The sequence below is a fragment of the Kitasatospora sp. P5_F3 genome (genome assembly GCF_054049135.1).
Genome location: NZ_JBFUMY010000008.1, coordinates 72,721 through 88,125, shown reverse-complemented (window position 1 = coordinate 88,125; position 15,405 = coordinate 72,721). Strand labels below are relative to the sequence as shown.

The following is a 15,405-nucleotide window of genomic DNA, read 5'->3' as shown; positions in this document are numbered from 1 at the left end:
CGGACGGCAGCCGGGTGAGCGGTCCCTGCCGGGCCGTCAGGAGAGCTCGGCCAGGCCCGCCACCCGGTCGTACGACGGCGCCTCGCCCCGGACCGGCCGCCCCGACCGGACGTCCTCCAGTGCGCCGAGGGCCGCGCCCAGCGCCGCCCGGTACAGCAGTGACCCCAGGCTGACCCGGCCCACGCCCAGTTCGGCGAGTTCGGCCAGGGCGGGGCCGGTCGGCGAGTGGAGCACGTTCAGCGGGACGTCGATCCGGTCCAGCACCGCCGTGATCTCCGTACGGTCGGTCAGCCCCGGCACGAACACGCCGTCCGCGCCCGCCTGTTGGTAGGCGTCGAGCCGGTGCGCGGTCTCGGCCTGCCGTCCGCCCAGCCAGTAGGTGTCGGTCCTGGCGTTCACGAACAGCTCCGGCACCGCGGCCTTCACCGCCGCGATCTTCGCGGCGTGCAGCGCCACCGGCGCGAGCGTGCCGTCGGCCCGGCCGTCCTCCAGGTTGATGCCCACCGCCCCGGCGGCGGCCAGTTCGCGGGCCAACTCCGCAACCTCGTCCGGGTCTTCGCTGAATCCGCCTTCGACGTCCACCGAGAGCAGGAACGCACCCCTGCCGAGCCGCCGGGCCAGCCGCAGCGTCTCGGTCCGGGTCGCCCCGGTGCCGTCCGGCAGCCCGCTCGCCGCCGCCACCCCGAGGCTGGTGGTGCCGATCGCCGGGAACCCCTGCGCGGCGAACAGGGCCGCCGATGCGTGGTCCCAGGCGTTCGGCAGCAGCAGCGGCGCCCCGGTCCGGTGCAGCGCGGCGAAGGCGCTCAACGGCTCGACCGCCGCCTGCGGCGCGAGGATTCCGGTGGCCAGCGCCAACGCGTGCTCCCGGCCCGGGCAGCTCCTCGGTTCGCTGCCGAAGGTGAGGGCGGGCGGGCCGGACCGGAGCGGGTCGAACTGCTCGGGCTGCGCGAAGAGTTCGGGATCCCGGTTGGCGGCGGCCAGGTCCAGCAGCACCAGGTCGCCCTCGGCGATCGGCACCCCGGCCACCCGGGTCGGCCGGACGGCCATCCGCCGCATCACCCGGACCGGCGGGTCGTGCCGCAGGGTCTCGGTGAGCCGCGCCCGCACCGCCGAACCGGCCGGAGCCGTACGGGTGTTGTCGACCAGCGTGCCGGTCGCCTCGAAGGCCTGCAGCAGCAGACCGATCCGCTGGGCGGCGGTCTCCTGGTCCGCTCCCCCGACCCGGGGCAGCAGCCAGGCCACCGCCGCGTCGGCCGCCGGGTCCGCGCCGCCGAAGTACGTCCGCGCCGCCGTGCCGACCGCTGCTGCCACCGCGTCGGGTTCGGCCAGGCCCATCACCTCGGCCAGCGCCCGGACCGCGAGCACCCGGGCGGCGCCACCGGGCCCGGGGGCGGCCGCTCCCACCGCGGGGGGTGCGCCCCCCCCCACCACCCCGCCCAGCGCCCGCCCCGCGCGCACCCGGGCGCCGCCACCGGGCCCGGTGGCGGCCGACCGCCGCAGCTCCGCCGGGTCCAGACTCGCCAACTCGGCCTCCACCAAGGCTCGTCGGCGCGTGTGCTCCGCTCCGCTGCTGAACCGGGCGACCGTCGCGCGCAGCCAGGCCATCGTGCCGACCGGGCCGGGCTCGGCGGGCAGCGGGACCAGGTGCGGATCGGCCAGCGCGGCCCGGACCTCGGCGTACCGGTCGAAGCTGTGCTCGGTGCTGTTCATGCCTCGCAGGCTAGACCCGCAACACTTCGGCCGCCGCCGAACCGTGCCGGGGGGATGATGGAGTCATGTCGCTCGCCGAAACCGCCGGACTGCTTGCGGACCGTACCCGGGCCGCCTTCTGCCTCGCCCTGATCGACGGCCGGGCCTGGACCGCCGGGGAGTTGGCCCGGCACGCGGGCGTCTCCGCGTCCACCGCGAGCGAGCACCTGTCCCGCCTGGTCGCCGGCGGCCTGCTGGTCGAGGAGCGCCAGGGCCGCCACCGGTACGTACGGGTGGCCGGCCCGGCGGCCGCGCAGCTGATCGAGAGCCTGGCCGCCTTCGCCCCGGACACCGCCACCCCGGCCGGCCTGCGCGAGTCCACCCGGCTCGGCGCGGAGGCCCGCGCCCGCACCTGCTACGACCACCTGGCCGGACAGCTCGGCGTGCGCGTCGCGGCCGCCGCCCTGGAACGCGGCCTGGTCACCGAGGAGAGCGGTCTCGCGGTCACCGAGCCGGGACACCGCTGGTTCGCCGAGCTGGGCATCGACCTGGCGGCACTGCGCAAGAGCGGCTCCCGGCCGCTGCTGCGCAGCTGCCTGGACTGGACCGAGCGCCGAAACCATCTGGCGGGCGCGGCGGGCGCCGCCCTCTGCGCCCGGGCCCTCGACCGGCGCTGGGTCGAACGGATCGGCTCAGGCCGGGCGTTGACGGTCACCGCAGCAGGCCGGGCGGCCTTCCGGGACCTGCTCGGCCTCGATCTGACTGCCATTTAGGGCAGACGGTCCAGGGTGATACCGAAGTACGTCCGGTACGCGGCCAGCGTGGCGGCCTCGCCGAGCTCCTGTTCGGTCCGCGAGCCGTCGGCGGCGGTCCGGATCAGCCGGGTGCCGCTGAGCGTGATCCGGCCGTCCTCGGCCAGGCGTGAGCAGGTCGTGGAGCGCCCGAAGTGCGAGTCCGGCGAGGTGGCCTGCCACCAGCAGGTCGGCACGAAGTCGGCCAGCTCGTACGCCCGTTGGTCCAGCCGGTACTGCGGCTCGCCGTTCTGCCGCACGTCGAGTTCGTCGCCGTGCGGCACGACCGTGAACACCCCGGCGGGATCGGCCTGTTCGCCGCGCTCGTCCAGGCGCAGCGGCAGCTCGCTGAACCGGCCGAACCCGACGTCCGCCAGCCAGGCCGCACCGTCCAGCTCCACCCGCAGCGCCATGTGGTCGAACGGCGGCCCGAGCCGCCCTTCCCCGAACACCCGGGCCCCCAGCAAGGTCACCCGGAAACCCAGCGCACGGAGCAACTCGGCGAACGCGCCGTTGAGTTCGTAGCAGAACCCGCCCCGGTGCCGCCCGACGATCTTCTCCACCAGCGCGCCGGGCTCCAGCACGATCGGCTCCCCCAGCCGCACACTCAGGTTCTCGAACGGGACGGTCCCGAGGTGCGCCCGCTGGAGCGCGGCCAGCGCCGCCCGGTCCGGACGGTCGGGCCGCGGCACACCGATCCTGGCCAGGTAGCCGGCCACCTGGGCGTCGGTCAGGGCACTGGGTACTGAGGGATGATCCACACCGCCCATTCCACCCGAGCGCTCCCGTTCGGGCAAGCTCCGACCGCCTCAGGCCTGCGGCCCGACGGCGGCCATGACGGCCTGCCAGGGGGCGGAGTCGAAGAGCAGGGTGATCGCCGTGATCCGGCCGTCCCGCAGGCGGAAGTGCTCGGCGGTGTGCTGGGTGCCGACCGGCGAGGCGGTGTGGACGTCGTAGAGCAGCGTGGCCTCGGCATCGCCGTACAGCTCGCTGATCAGGTCGACGCCGGTGACGATGCCGAGCAGTCCGTCCAGTCCGTCGAGGTGGCCGGTGGGGCTGGTCGAGCTGACGAACGGGCTGCGGAACGTGAACTCGTCGGCGATCAAGGCAGCCGCGGCCGCGACATCACCCCGGAACCGGGCCTCGTGGTAGGCCCTGACGGTGTGTCGGGTGGACGGGGAGGCGCTCACGAGCCGGGTCACTCCTTGGTCTGCTGGGTGAGGTACTGCTCGATCCGGCGCTGGTTCTCCACCAGGCGCAGGCAGAGGTGGCGGAACTGGGTCAGCTCCGCCGGGGTGAAGCCCTGGAAGACGGCCGACATCGCGCGTTGGGTCGGCTGCCGGAAGGCGTCCAACCAGTCCCGGCCGGCCGGGGTGATCCGGGCCCGGACCGAACGGCGGTCGTGCCGGTCCTGGACCCGCTCGGCCAGCTGGTCGCGCTCCAGGGTGTCCACCAGACCGGTGACGTTGCGCGAGCTGACGCCCCCTGCCCGGGCGAGTTCGCCGATGGTCAGGCCGTCCTCGTCGGCGGAGCTCAGCCGGGCCAGCACATCGAGCGCCCCGGCACTCAGCCCCCGCCCTCCCGCGCCCTGGCCGCGCAGCCGGTCCACGGCCTGCGAGGCGGAGCGGACGGCGGCGGCGGCCTCCAGCGCGAGCGTGTCACCGCCCAGCGCGAACGCCGCCATCGAAGCCCGGACACCGGGGTCATAGAACGAGCCGTCGGGGTCAATGCCCAGGCTCTCGGAATTATGTACCTGCTTCACAATGAAGTTCTACTTCAAATCTGACGGACCCGCAACTGCCGCGCGCCGCCCCGGAGATACCCGGAACGGCGCGCGACGGGAGAGCGATGGTCAGGCGGTGATGATGCCCGGGTCGGAGAGGCCCGCGACCCCGGTCTCGACGTGGCCCGCCAGGCGGCGGACGAAGTCGGCCGTGCCGGCCGCGGTGACCGTGACGTCGTACCAGTTGCGGCAGCCGCTCAGGTCCACCGCGACCGTGACGGTGGCGCCCTTGCGGACCGTGAAGGTCTGCGGGGTGCCGCCGTAGGCGTTGGTCACGGTGAGCTTGGCGTCGGCCGTGGCGGCGTTGGTGAGGGTCAGGTCGAGGTTGCCGGTGGCCGCGTTGTGGCGGGCGGTGACCTCGGGGCCGGCCGTCTTGCCCGAGTTGCGGAACCGGCGCAGGAAGCCGTTCGGGCCGTGGACCGTCAGGTCCGTGATGCCCTTGGAGTACTTGGTGTCCCAGGTGTCGGCGATCGTCTTGCCGGCCTCGGTGGTGTAACTCCACGGCGCGTCGGTGCGGTTGGCCGAGGTGACGTAGAAGTGCGCACCGGCCGCGGCCCCACCGCTGAAGGTCAGCCGGTACTTGCCGATGGTGTCCGCCGAACCGTCCACGTACGGCGCGTACTTGAGCGGACGGGTCGGCCGGCTGCCCGGCTCCTGCTTCGGCATCGTGCCGACCGCCGGGGCGGGCGCCTTGAAGTCGGGGTGCCGGTCGCGGTCCGGCGGGTAGTACCCGGCGGTGGGCGGCAGCGCAACCGGGGCGGTCGAGGTGCGCGCGAAGTCGAAGGCCGCGGTCAGGTCACCGCAGACCGCCCGCCGCCACGGCGAGATGTTCGGCTCCGTGACACCGAACCGCCGCTCGATGAACCGGATCACCGAGGTGTGGTCGAAGGTCTCCGAGCAGCTGTACCCGCCGGTGCTCCACGGCGAGACGACCAGCATCGGCACCCGGGGGCCGAGCCCGTACGGCCCTGCCACGTACCCGGTCTTGCCGCCGAAGTAGTCCAGCGTGGTGGGCACCGTGGACAGGCCCTGGCTGCTGCCGGACGGCGCGTACGGCGGCACCACGTGGTCGAAGAAGCCGTCGTTCTCGTCGTACGTGATGAACAGCGCGGTCTTCGCCCACACGTCCGGGTTGGAGGTCAGCGCGTCCAGCACCTGGGAGATGTACCAGGCGCCGTAGTTGGCCGGCCAGTTGGAGTGCTCGGAGAACGCCTCGGGCGCGGCTATCCAGGACACCTTGGGCAGCGTGCCGGCCTGCACGTCGGCCCGCAGCCGGTCGAAGTAGCCCTCGCCCGACTTGGCGTCGGTGCCCGTACGCGCCTTGTCGAACAGCGGGTTGCCCGGCTGCGCATTGCGGTAACTGTTGAAGTACAACAGCGAGTTGTCGCCGTAGTTGCCCCGGTAGGCGTCGTTGATCCAGCCCCAGGAGCCCGCCGCGTTCAGGCCGTCGCCGACGTCCTGGTAGACCTTCCAGGAGACCCCGGCCGCCTCCAGCCGCTCCGGGTAGGTGGTCCAGCCGTACCCGGCCTCGGCGTTGTTGAGCACCGGGCCGCCGCCCGTGCCGTCGTTGCCGGTGTGGCCCGACCAGAGGTAGTAGCGGTTCGGGTCGGTCGAGCCGATGAACGAGCAGTGGTACGCGTCGCAGACCGTGAAGGAGTCGGCGAGCGCGTAGTGGAACGGGATGTCGTCACGCGTCAGGTACGCCATCGTGGTGGCGGTCTTCGCGGGCACCCACTGGTCGTACTTGCCCTTGTTGAACGCCTGCTGGCCACCGGCCCAGTCGTGGTTCAGGCCCTGCAGGAACTCCATCCCGAGGTCGTCACCCGGGGGCCGGAACGGCAGCGTCACCTTGGTACCGCTCGCCTGGTTCCAGACCGACTTGCCGCTCGGCAGGGTGACCGGGCGGGGGTCGCCGAACCCGCGGACGCCCTTCATCGCACCGAAGTAGTGGTCGAAGGACCGGTTCTCCTGCATCAGGACGACGATGTGCTCGACGTCCTGGATGGTGCCGGTGCTGCCCTGGGCCGGGATGGCGGCGGCCCGGGCGATGCTGTCGGACAGCATGGTGAGCGCGGACGCGCCACCCGCCAGCTGGAGGAAACGGCGACGATTGAGTTCAGCCATGGGTGAGTTGACCTCTGCGGGTGAGGGGTGGGCAGTGGGCGACCCCAGAGAAGCGTGTGTGGGGTACCTCCTGGCGGACTTGTCATGTCTGCCCGCCGTACGCCAGGCGAACGCCTCACCCCAGTTGTTTGGCCAACTCCGGTGCTGCGGCCGTCAGCTCCACCGGTAGCGGCGGCGCAGCGCGGCGACCACCAGGGCGAACCGCGCCCGGTCCAGCGCACAGGCCTCCCGGCGCATGCCCTGGTCGTGCACCCGCATCACCCGGTCCAGCGCCACCCAGGAGTCGCGCCCCGAACGGTCCCAGGGGCCGGCGCCGATCGGCACCCAGTCCGCGTCCCGGTCGTGCCCCTTGCTCGAGAGCATCACCGCGAGCAGCGTGCCGCCGCGCTCACGGGCCACCACCAGCACCGGGCGGTCCTTGCCCCGGCCGTCCCGCTCCTCGTACGGCACCCAGGTCCAGACGATCTCGCCGGGATCGGGGTCGCCGTCGTGGTCCGGGGCGTACTCGGTGTGCACCCGGCCCACCTGGTGGGCCTCGACCTCCACGGTCGCGGACGCGCCGAAGCGGCCCGGGGTGTGCTCGTCCTGCTGCGTCAACTCGGCCATACCCGCAGGCTAGTCAGCCCGCGCCGGGCCGATCAAGCTACCGCGGAAAAGGGTTTGGGCGCGGCGGCAGGCAGCTGATACCGTCCGGGCAACCGCGAAGCCGCAACCAGGAGGTGAGACCCGTGACCGCAGTAACCCATGGGTACTCCCCCAGTCCTTCACGGTTGGGCGACTGACGCAGCTGTCGCCGGGAGTGCCTGAGAGCAGAGCACTCCCGAGAGGCAGACAGCTATGAACGTGAACAGCGCGCATTCCACCACCGGGCACCCGGTGACGGTCCTTCAGGTCTCCGAGCACCTGTGGCACGCCCTGCAGGACGACCAGGTCGTCGGCCGGGCCGATGCCTGGCGCAGGCCCGACGGGCGTACCTTCGTCAGCCTCGACGCCTGGGACGGCGCGGTCTTCGACCGGCTCGCCGAGGCCGTCTCGACCCAGCTGCCGACCCCGCTGTACACCCTGGTCGACGAGAACGACCCCGATCTGCAGGCGAGTTGGCAGCGGGTCGGCTTCACGACCCACCGCCGCGAGTGGCAGTACGCCGTGCCCACCGATCCGGACGCCACGGGGCTCGACGCCCTGCGGCCGCCGTCGGGCGTGACCATCCTGCCCGCCGGCCAGGCGGAGGAGGGGCCGCTGCGCGCGCTCGACCGCGCGATCCGCGCGGAGGTCGGGGCCACCGTCGGGTGGCAGTCGATGCCGGCCGAGGTCATCCCCCTCCCGGACGGGGTCACCGTGCCGGACCCGTCGAAGTTCGCGGTGGCCGTACAGGCCGGCCGCTACGTGGGCCTGCTCCGGCTGGCGCCGGTGCCCCGGCAGCCCCGGATCGGCCTGATCGCCGTCCTGGCCGACCACCAACGGCAGGGCATCGCCCGGGCGTTGCTGGCCGACACACTGGGCGCGCTGCACCACTCCGGGGTCGCTGCGGCGACGGCCGAGGTCAGCGAGTCCAACCACGCCGCCCGGCAGCTCTTCGAGCAGATCGGCGCCCAACGCACCGGCGGCAACCTGGAGTTGGTCCGCCACTGACACCCCACCAGCTCATCACACACCCGCACAGAGTCGAGGAGACCGCATGCCCAAAACCTCCAAGGGAATCGAGATCGACGGCACCGTCGTCGAGTGCCTGCGCAACGCCACCTTCAAGGTGGAGCTCCAGAACGGGCACCAGGTGCTCGCCCACATCAGCGGGAAGATCCGCAGGCACCACATCAAGGTCCTGCCGTACGACAAGGTGCTCGTGGAGCTCAGCCCGTACGACCTGACCCGTGGCCGGATCCTGTTCCGCTACCGGTAGCGGTGCTGGCCCACCGGCGGGTCAGTCCCTGACCCAGCCCCGCCGGTGGGCCTGCCAGCCGAGCTGGATCCGGGTGTCGGCGCGGGCCAGCGCCATCAGCCGGCTGATCCGGCGCTGGACCGTGCGCAGGCCCAGGCCGAGTTGCTTGGCCACCGCCTGGTCGGTCGACCCGATCAGCAGCAACGAGAGGATCCGGCGGTCGAGTTCGTCGGGGCTGCCGCCCGGGACGGACTCGACCAGCAGGGCACCGTCGTCGTCCCGGCCGAGCGGGTGTGCCCACTCCCAGGTCTGCTCGAACAGCGTCACCAGGACCTGGACCAGGGCGGGGGCGCGTACCGACAGCACCACCGGATCGGTGCCGTCCCTGCCCTCGGACAGTGGGACCAGCGCCCGGGCCCGGTCGGCCACGATGAGCTTGCCGGGGACCCGGTCGACCACCCTGACCTGCTGCTCCCGGTCCAGCGCCTCGAACAGGGCCTCGACCGACTCGGGGGTGTCCAGGGCGTGCCGCTCCAGCACCACCCGGTAGCTGACGCCCCGGGTGACCGCGTCGGTCTCCGCGCCGGTGGCGTCCGCCCTGACCACCTGGTGACGGCCCGTCACCAGGGCCAGCAGCTCGGTGGTGGCGCCGAGCTGGAGCTGGGCGACCCGGTGGCCGACGGCCGCGTGGCCGGTCACCACCTCGACCAGGTCACGGTGGCTGTGGTCGGCGGCGGCGACCCGGTAGGCCTCGGCGAGTGAGGCGGCCGACAGCTCGGCCTCGCGCAGCGCGTGCCGCTGACCGGTGAGCAGCGCCTCCAGCGCCACCGCCGGCGGCGCGGCCGCGAACCGGGCCGACCCGTCGGCCTGCGGGGCGATCAGCCCCCGGGTCTGCAGCAGGACGAGTGCCAGCTCCGCCTCGGTCTCGCCGGTGCCGCAGTGCGCCGCCAACTCCCGTGCGGTGGCGGCGCCGTGCACCACCAGCCGGCTGTAGAGCCGCTCGGCCCGCTCGTCCAGCCCTATCGCGGCCAGCATCGACGCACCCCTCTCCTGACCCGGCGTCAGCCGTCGCCGCTTGGCGGGTACCTGCCCAGGCGGTGATCCGCCAGCCACATCATGCCCGGTCAGAGCCGCCTTCTGCCAGGCTCACCGGCCAGATCCCCCCGACTCCCGAGGAGTGTCCATGGCATTGGCGACACGTGTCCGCCGCGCGCTGGCGGTGACGGTGGCCGGTCTGCTCGGCAGCGCCGCGCTGACCGCTCCACCGGCCGCCGCAGCGACCGGCCCCGGGCTCACCGGCGCGACCGCACCGGCCTCCCGGCACACCGTCACCCTGATCACCGGCGAGAAGGCCGACCTGACCACCGACGCCGCCGGCCGCTCCCGGGTCTCCCTCCAGCCGGACGAACAGGGCCGGATACCCGTCCACTTCACCCGCCAGGTCAACGGCGACCAGTACGTCTTCCCGCAGCGGGCCGCCGCCGCGCTGGCCGCCGGTTCGGTCGACAAGGCACTGTTCAACATCAGCGCCCTGGTCCGCCAGGGCTACGACGACCAGGGTGCCAAGGCCCTACCGGTGATCGCCGTCTACCGCGACCAGCAGACCGCCGACAGCAGCGCACCGGCCCGCAGCCGAGCTGCCGGCGTGAAGTCGCTGACCGCCGTGCACGGTGTCGCGTACGCCGCCGACAAGGGTGCCGCGAACCGGACCTGGGACACCCTGGTGGACCGTCAGGGCAAGGGCCGGGACGGTCTGGCCAAGCTCTGGCTGGACCAGAAGGTCAAGGCCACCCTGGAGTCCGAGAACAAGCAGATCGGCGCCCCCGCCGCCTGGGCACTCGGCCTCGGCGGCCAGGGCGTCAAGGTCGCGGTGCTGGACACCGGCATCGACGCCGACCATCCCGACCTGGCCGGACAGGTGCTGGCCGCCCGGAACTTCACCGCCGAGACCCCCGACACGGACGTGCACGACGCGATCGGCCACGGCACCTTCGTCGCCTCCGAGATCGCCGGCACCGGCGCCGCGAGCCAGGGCGCCCAGCGCGGCGTCGCCACCGGCGCCAAGGTGCTGGTCGGCAAGGTGCTGGACGACTACGGCTCCGGCACCGAGTCGCAGATCATCGCGGGCATGCAGTGGGCCGTCGACTCCGGCGCCGACGTCGCCTCGATGTCGCTCGGCAGCGCCGAACCCACCGACTGCACCGACCCGATGTCGGTGGCCGCGCAGCAACTGGCGCAGAGCTCGAAGACGCTGTTCGTGATCGCGGCGGGCAACCTCGGCCAGTACCAGTCGGTCTCCTCGCCCGGCTGCGCGCCGGATGTGCTGACCGTCGGCGCCGTCGACTCGGCCGACCGCACCGCCTCGTTCTCCAGCCGGGGTTCGGTCACCGGCGTGCACACCCTCAAGCCCGAGATCGCCGCCCCCGGCGTGGATGTCACCGCGGCCGCCGCCGGCGGCCGGGGCGTGTACGCCTACACCGCGATGTCCGGCACCTCGATGGCCACCCCGCTGGTGGCCGGGGCCGCCGCGCTGGTCAAGCAGCAGCACCCGGACTGGACCGCCGACCGGCTCAAGGCCGCGCTGGTCTCCTCGGCCGATCCCACCCTGGCGGGCGACGTGCAGCAGATCGGCGGTGGCCGGCTGCGGGCCGGGCAGGCCGTCCGGCAGACCGTGCTCGGCTCGCCCTCCGTCGGCTTCGGGAGCTTCGCCTGGCCTCAGGTGAAGTCCGACACCCGCACCGTCCAGGTCCCGTACACCAACACCGGCAGCGCACCGGTCAAGCTGCGGCTGGCCGTGCAGCGCACCGACGGTGACGACGACTCGGCGATCGGCTCGCGGATCGTCCGACTCGGCCAGGACAGCGTCACCGTCCCGGCGGGCGCCACCGTGCAGGTACCGCTCACGCTCGACCCGACCGCTCGGCTGACGGGTGGTCAGTACGGCGACGTCACCGGCCGGGTGCTGGCCACCGACGAGGCCGGGCGCACCGTCTCGACCCCGTTCAACGCCTACCTCGAGCCGGAGACCCTGACCGTCCGGGTGAAGCTGATCGACCGCGACGGCCGGCCGGCCACCGGCGACACCGGGACCTCGGTGGACCTGATCGACATCAGCCAGTCCACCGGACAGCGCGCCGCCCCGGACGCGAACGGCGAGATCGCGCTGCGGCTGCGCCCCGGCGTCTTCTCTCTCACCGGCTTCGTGGTCACCCCCGACCACCGCGACACCACCGGCGAAGCCGCCGCGCGCTCGGTGGCCGCGATGGCGATGCCCGAGTTCAAGCTGACCAAGGACACCGTGCTCACCCTGGACGCCCGCAAGGCGGACCGGATCGAGGTGCGCGCCGACCGCACCGTACGCACCCTGGACGCCACCCTCGAACTCTCCCGCTGGTGGGGCGACAAGTGGGTGGACGCGATCGGCGCCCGGGTCGGCAACGCTCCCGTCGAGCTGTACAGCTGGGGCTCCGGCAAGGCGAGCACCGGCGGATTCGAGGCCGGCAGCTACCTGCGCCTCGGCGCCCCGCCGGTGGTGTTCACCGGCGCCGGGGTGACCCTGGAGCCCACCTACCTGCCGTACGCCGCCGAGGCGCGCCTGCCCGCCACCGGGTCGGCCCGGCTGGTGGCCGCCCGCAGCGCCTCCGCCGCCGACCTCGCGGCGGCCGGCGTCACCGGGCGGCTGGTGCTGGTGCCGGACGACGGCACCGACGCGAACGAGGTGAGCGCCAACGCGCAGGCGGCCGGAGCCGTCGCGGTGCTGACATACCGTCCGACGCCGGGCTCGTTCCGCAAGAACGACATCAGCATGCACGCCCCGGTCTTCCAGATCACCGCCGACCAGGCCGCGACCCTGACCGCCCGGCTCGGCGGGAGCGGGGTGACGCTCACCTGGGTATCCACCCCGGACAGCCCCTACGTCTACAACCTCGCCTTCCACGACGCCCAGCAGGTGCGGGCGAGCCAACAGCACACCGTCCGCGACCGCGATCTCGCCACCGTCACCGAGACCTGGCACTCGCTCGGCGCGGCCACCCACATGTTCGAGTACGCCGACGCGGTGCGGCCGTGGAATCCGTACGCGCAGATCCCGGCCTTCCAGGGCCTGGTGGCCGCACCGCTGACCCGGACCGCCTACTACACCGCCGACGACGGGCAGTGGGCGCACGCGGTCCAGAGCAGCTGGCCGTTCGCCGAGTACCTGGCGGACGTCAACCGCTCCTACCGCAAGGGCGAGAGCCGCAGCGAGGAGTGGTACCGGGGCGTGCTGCGCCCGACCGGCGGCACGGGCACCGACGGGGCCGCCCGGCTGGTCGGCGAGCGGCAGGCGGACCGGATCGGGGTCGACTTCTCCCGCTCGCTGTGGGGCGACGCGAACCCGGACCACACCGGCACCGTCTCGTACTTCGGCGACGCCGCGGGCGTCGAGCTGCTGGCCGACGGGACGTCACTCGGCGAGTCCTGGTACGGCCCGTTCAACGCCTGGGACGTCCCGGCCGGGGACGCCCGGTACCTGCTGAGGCTCACTCAGCAGCGCTTCCACCACCGGGACATCTGGCAGCGCTCCAGCGCGGTGCAGACCGAGTTCTCGTTCCGCTCGCACGGCGACCCGGCGGTCTACTCGCAGGCGTTGCCGCTGCTCTTCCCGTCCTACGACCTTGCGGTGGACGCCGACAACACGGTGGCCGCAGGACCGCTGCGGATCGGCCTGTCCGCCACCGGCCAGGCGGGCTGGACGCCCGGAGCGCTCGACTCGGCCACCCTGTCGTACTCCTACGACGGCGGCACCACCTGGACGCCCGGCACCATGACCCGCAGCGACGGCCGCTGGACGGCCGCCGTCGACCACACCGCCGCGGCGGCCGGCAGCAAGGTCGCCCTCCGGGTGACCCTGACGGCGGCTGACGGGGTGTCGGTCACCCAGACCGTCGCCGACGCGTACGCGGTGCGGTGAACCAAGCGGGGCCGGGGCAACCACCCCGGCCCCGTGCCGGTCAGGCCGCGCCGGCGGCTTCCTCGATCAGGTCGGCGACGGCCTCGGGCAGCGAGGCCAGCGAGGCGTGGCCGGAGCGCAGCTCGACGGTCTTGCGGGTGTCCATCCTCGCGGCCATCCGGCGTTGGTTGTCCGGGTGGATCATGCGGTCCTCGCTGGAGACCTGGTACCAGCAGGGCTTGGCCCGCCAGGCCGGGGCGGTGACGTTGTCCCCGAAGGCAGAGGCCGGCGGGGCCTTCTGCGTGACCGCCATGACCAGCGCCTCGTCGGCGCTCAGGTCCTGGCAGAAGCTCTGGTGGAACTTCTCGGGCTTGATCCACAGGAAGCCGTCGGAGTCCGGGGCGAGGTTCTCCAGCGCGGCGGGCGGCAGCTCCTGGCTGATCTGCCCGGGGCTCTCACCCGCGTCGGGGGCGAACGCGGCGATGTACACCAGGCCGACCACGTTCGGCAGATCGCCCGCCTCGGTGATCACCGCGCCACCGTACGAGTGGCCCACCAGCAGCACCGGTCCTGCGACCTGACGGACCATCTTGCGGGTGCGCTCGGCGTCCTCGGCGAGCGAGGTGAGCGGGTTCTCCACCGCCCGCAGCTCGGTGAAGCCGCGGTTCTTCAGCTCGACGATCACCTTCGCCCAGTGGGCGGCACCACCCCAGAATCCGTGGACCAGGACGATGGTGGGCTTGTCGGACATGCCGGGCCTCCAGGGCGCTCCGGGGAGACCCGGAGAGGGGGCCTCGCAACCGTGAGCGACGATACCCACACCTACCGTGACATGCCCGGCAGTGGCGGCAGCAGCGGGTCGTACAGCCAGGCGTGGAACAGCCCGTCCAGCGGCGCGGCCGCGTAGCGGTCGGCGTGCGCGGTGAAGTCCAGCGTGCCGACCACCCCGTGACGGTGTCTCACCGCCCAGTCCTTCACCAGCCGGAAGAACGCGGCGTCGCCGAGTTCGCAGCGCAGCGCGTGCACCGTCAGACCGCCGCGCTGGTACAGCCGGTCGTCGAACATCAGCTTCCGGCCCGGGTCGCCGAGCCGCAGGTCCTGCGGCAGCCCGGACAGCAGGACGTGGGCGGCGGCCGCGTGCGCGGCGGCGCTGAGGCCGCCCGCGTGCTCGGCCCAGAGCCACTCGGCGTACTTGGCGAAGCCCTCGTTCAGCCAGATGTGCCGCCAGTCGGCGATCGTCACGCTGTTGCCGAACCACTGGTGGGCCAGCTCGTGCGCGACCAGCCGCTCGGAGGTCCGGCTGCCGTCCAGATGGTTGGTGCCGAAGGTGGCCAGGCCCTGCGCCTCGACCGGCACGTCGAGCTCCTCGTCGGCCACCACCACCGCGTACTCGCCGAACGGGTACGGGCCGAACAGCTCCTCGAAGTAGTGCATCATCCGGGCCTGCCGGGCGAAGTCGGTGGTGAACTCCGGCAGCAGCCTGGCCGGCACGTAGGCGGTCTGCGGCACCGCCCGGTTCGCCCGGGGGGTCGAGGAGCCCTCGATCAGCCGGACCGTCTCGTACTGGCCGATCGAGACCGTCACCAGGTAGCTGGCGGTGGGCGCGGGCTGCTCGTACACCCAGGTGGTGCTGGAGGACCGGGTGGTCCGGCTGAGCAGTCGGCCGCCGGCCACCACCGTGTACGGGGACGGGGTGGTGACCGAGATCTGGTAGCTCGCCTTGTCCGCCGGGCGGTCGTTGCACGGGTACCAGGACGAGGCGCCGACGGGCTGACTGGCCACCAGGGCACCGTCCGTCAGTTCCTCCCAGCCCAGGCCGCCCCACTGGCTGCGGATCGGCTTCGGGTTGCCCGTGTAGTGCACCTCGACGGTGAACGCCGCCCCGGCGGCGAGCGCCTTGGCCGGACGGATCCGCAGCTTGCCCGCCCGGTGGGTGTAGTGCGCGGCCTTGCCGTCCACCAGCACCCGGCCGATCCGGAACTCGGCCAGGTCGAGGGCGAACTCGGCCAGCGCCGAGCCGCCCGCCACCGCGCTCAGCCGGGCCGAGCCGCCCAGGCGGTTCGGCCCGGGCCGGTAGTCCAGCGCGAGTTCGTAGCGGTGTACCCGGTAGCGGGCGTCCCCGTGGGTCGGGAAGTAGGGGTCGACGCCGGTGGGCGGCACCTGCTTGGGACTCACGGGTCGTACGCTCCTGCGTCTGTGCTGCCGGTCC

The 15,405-nt window shown here is 73.1% G+C and carries 13 protein-coding genes; 4 read left to right on the top strand and 9 right to left on the bottom strand.

Annotated elements, in window-relative coordinates; genetic code table 11:
* Nucleotides 1-36: 36 nt before the first annotated feature.
* Entirely contained in the window at nt 37-1,710 is a 1,674-nt protein-coding gene (locus tag ACXJMZ_RS06810; RefSeq protein WP_457029053.1) for a cytochrome P450, read from the bottom strand.
* A 65-nt stretch (nt 1,711-1,775) separates the two neighbouring features.
* Here ACXJMZ_RS06810 and ACXJMZ_RS06805 point away from each other — a divergent pair, with 65 nt between their 5' ends.
* Nucleotides 1,776-2,462 carry an ArsR/SmtB family transcription factor gene (locus tag ACXJMZ_RS06805; RefSeq protein WP_457029052.1) on the top strand — a complete coding sequence of 229 codons (687 nt, stop codon included), beginning with the start codon at nt 1,776-1,778 and terminating at the stop codon, nt 2,460-2,462.
* Here ACXJMZ_RS06805 and ACXJMZ_RS06800 read toward each other — a convergent pair.
* The 5 genes from ACXJMZ_RS06800 to ACXJMZ_RS06780 all read right to left on the bottom strand — a co-directional run bounded on the left by ACXJMZ_RS06800 (nt 2,459) and on the right by ACXJMZ_RS06780 (nt 6,993).
* Entirely contained in the window at nt 2,459-3,250 is a 792-nt protein-coding gene (locus ACXJMZ_RS06800; RefSeq protein ID WP_457029051.1) for an arylamine N-acetyltransferase family protein, read from the bottom strand. The two genes, ACXJMZ_RS06805 and ACXJMZ_RS06800, sit on opposite strands and share 4 nt — an antisense overlap.
* Nucleotides 3,251-3,289: 39 nt before the next feature.
* Entirely contained in the window at nt 3,290-3,670 is a 381-nt protein-coding gene (locus ACXJMZ_RS06795; protein ID WP_457029050.1) for a nuclear transport factor 2 family protein, read from the bottom strand.
* Between the two features lie 8 nt (nt 3,671-3,678).
* Complete coding sequence (locus tag ACXJMZ_RS06790; protein WP_457029049.1) at nt 3,679-4,242, bottom strand: MarR family winged helix-turn-helix transcriptional regulator; 564 nt, start codon at nt 4,240-4,242, stop codon at nt 3,679-3,681.
* Nucleotides 4,243-4,332: 90 nt separating this feature from the next.
* The gene (locus ACXJMZ_RS06785) at nt 4,333-6,387 is read right to left on the bottom strand and encodes a phosphocholine-specific phospholipase C (protein WP_457029048.1); all 2,055 of its coding nucleotides are present in this window, start codon (nt 6,385-6,387) and stop codon (nt 4,333-4,335) included.
* A gap of 153 nt (nt 6,388-6,540) precedes the next feature.
* A complete protein-coding gene (locus tag ACXJMZ_RS06780) occupies nt 6,541-6,993 on the bottom strand; it encodes a type II toxin-antitoxin system PemK/MazF family toxin (protein ID WP_457029047.1) in 453 nt (150 codons plus the stop codon).
* Nucleotides 6,994-7,230: 237 nt separating this feature from the next.
* Here ACXJMZ_RS06780 and ACXJMZ_RS06775 point away from each other — a divergent pair, with 237 nt between their 5' ends.
* Both ACXJMZ_RS06775 and infA read left to right on the top strand, forming a co-directional pair.
* Nucleotides 7,231-8,019 carry a GNAT family N-acetyltransferase gene (locus tag ACXJMZ_RS06775; protein WP_457029046.1) on the top strand — a complete coding sequence of 263 codons (789 nt, stop codon included), beginning with the start codon at nt 7,231-7,233 and terminating at the stop codon, nt 8,017-8,019.
* Nucleotides 8,020-8,065: 46 nt separating this feature from the next.
* Complete coding sequence (gene infA / locus ACXJMZ_RS06770; RefSeq protein ID WP_457029045.1) at nt 8,066-8,287, top strand: translation initiation factor IF-1; 222 nt, start codon at nt 8,066-8,068, stop codon at nt 8,285-8,287.
* Between the two features lie 21 nt (nt 8,288-8,308).
* On the opposite strand, the gene ACXJMZ_RS06765 is transcribed toward infA, so the two are convergent.
* Complete coding sequence (locus ACXJMZ_RS06765; RefSeq protein ID WP_457029044.1) at nt 8,309-9,301, bottom strand: helix-turn-helix transcriptional regulator; 993 nt, start codon at nt 9,299-9,301, stop codon at nt 8,309-8,311.
* A gap of 148 nt (nt 9,302-9,449) precedes the next feature.
* Between ACXJMZ_RS06765 and ACXJMZ_RS06760 the strand changes: the two genes are divergently transcribed.
* Entirely contained in the window at nt 9,450-13,217 is a 3,768-nt protein-coding gene (locus ACXJMZ_RS06760) for a S8 family serine peptidase (RefSeq protein ID WP_457029043.1), read from the top strand.
* A gap of 40 nt (nt 13,218-13,257) precedes the next feature.
* Here the strand turns inward: ACXJMZ_RS06760 and ACXJMZ_RS06755 are convergent, their stop codons facing one another.
* Both ACXJMZ_RS06755 and ACXJMZ_RS06750 read right to left on the bottom strand, forming a co-directional pair.
* Nucleotides 13,258-13,947 carry an alpha/beta hydrolase gene (locus ACXJMZ_RS06755; RefSeq protein WP_457029042.1) on the bottom strand — a complete coding sequence of 230 codons (690 nt, stop codon included), beginning with the start codon at nt 13,945-13,947 and terminating at the stop codon, nt 13,258-13,260.
* A 71-nt stretch (nt 13,948-14,018) separates the two neighbouring features.
* The gene (locus ACXJMZ_RS06750) at nt 14,019-15,371 is read right to left on the bottom strand and encodes a M1 family metallopeptidase (protein ID WP_457029041.1); all 1,353 of its coding nucleotides are present in this window, start codon (nt 15,369-15,371) and stop codon (nt 14,019-14,021) included.
* Nucleotides 15,372-15,405 lie beyond the last annotated feature (34 nt).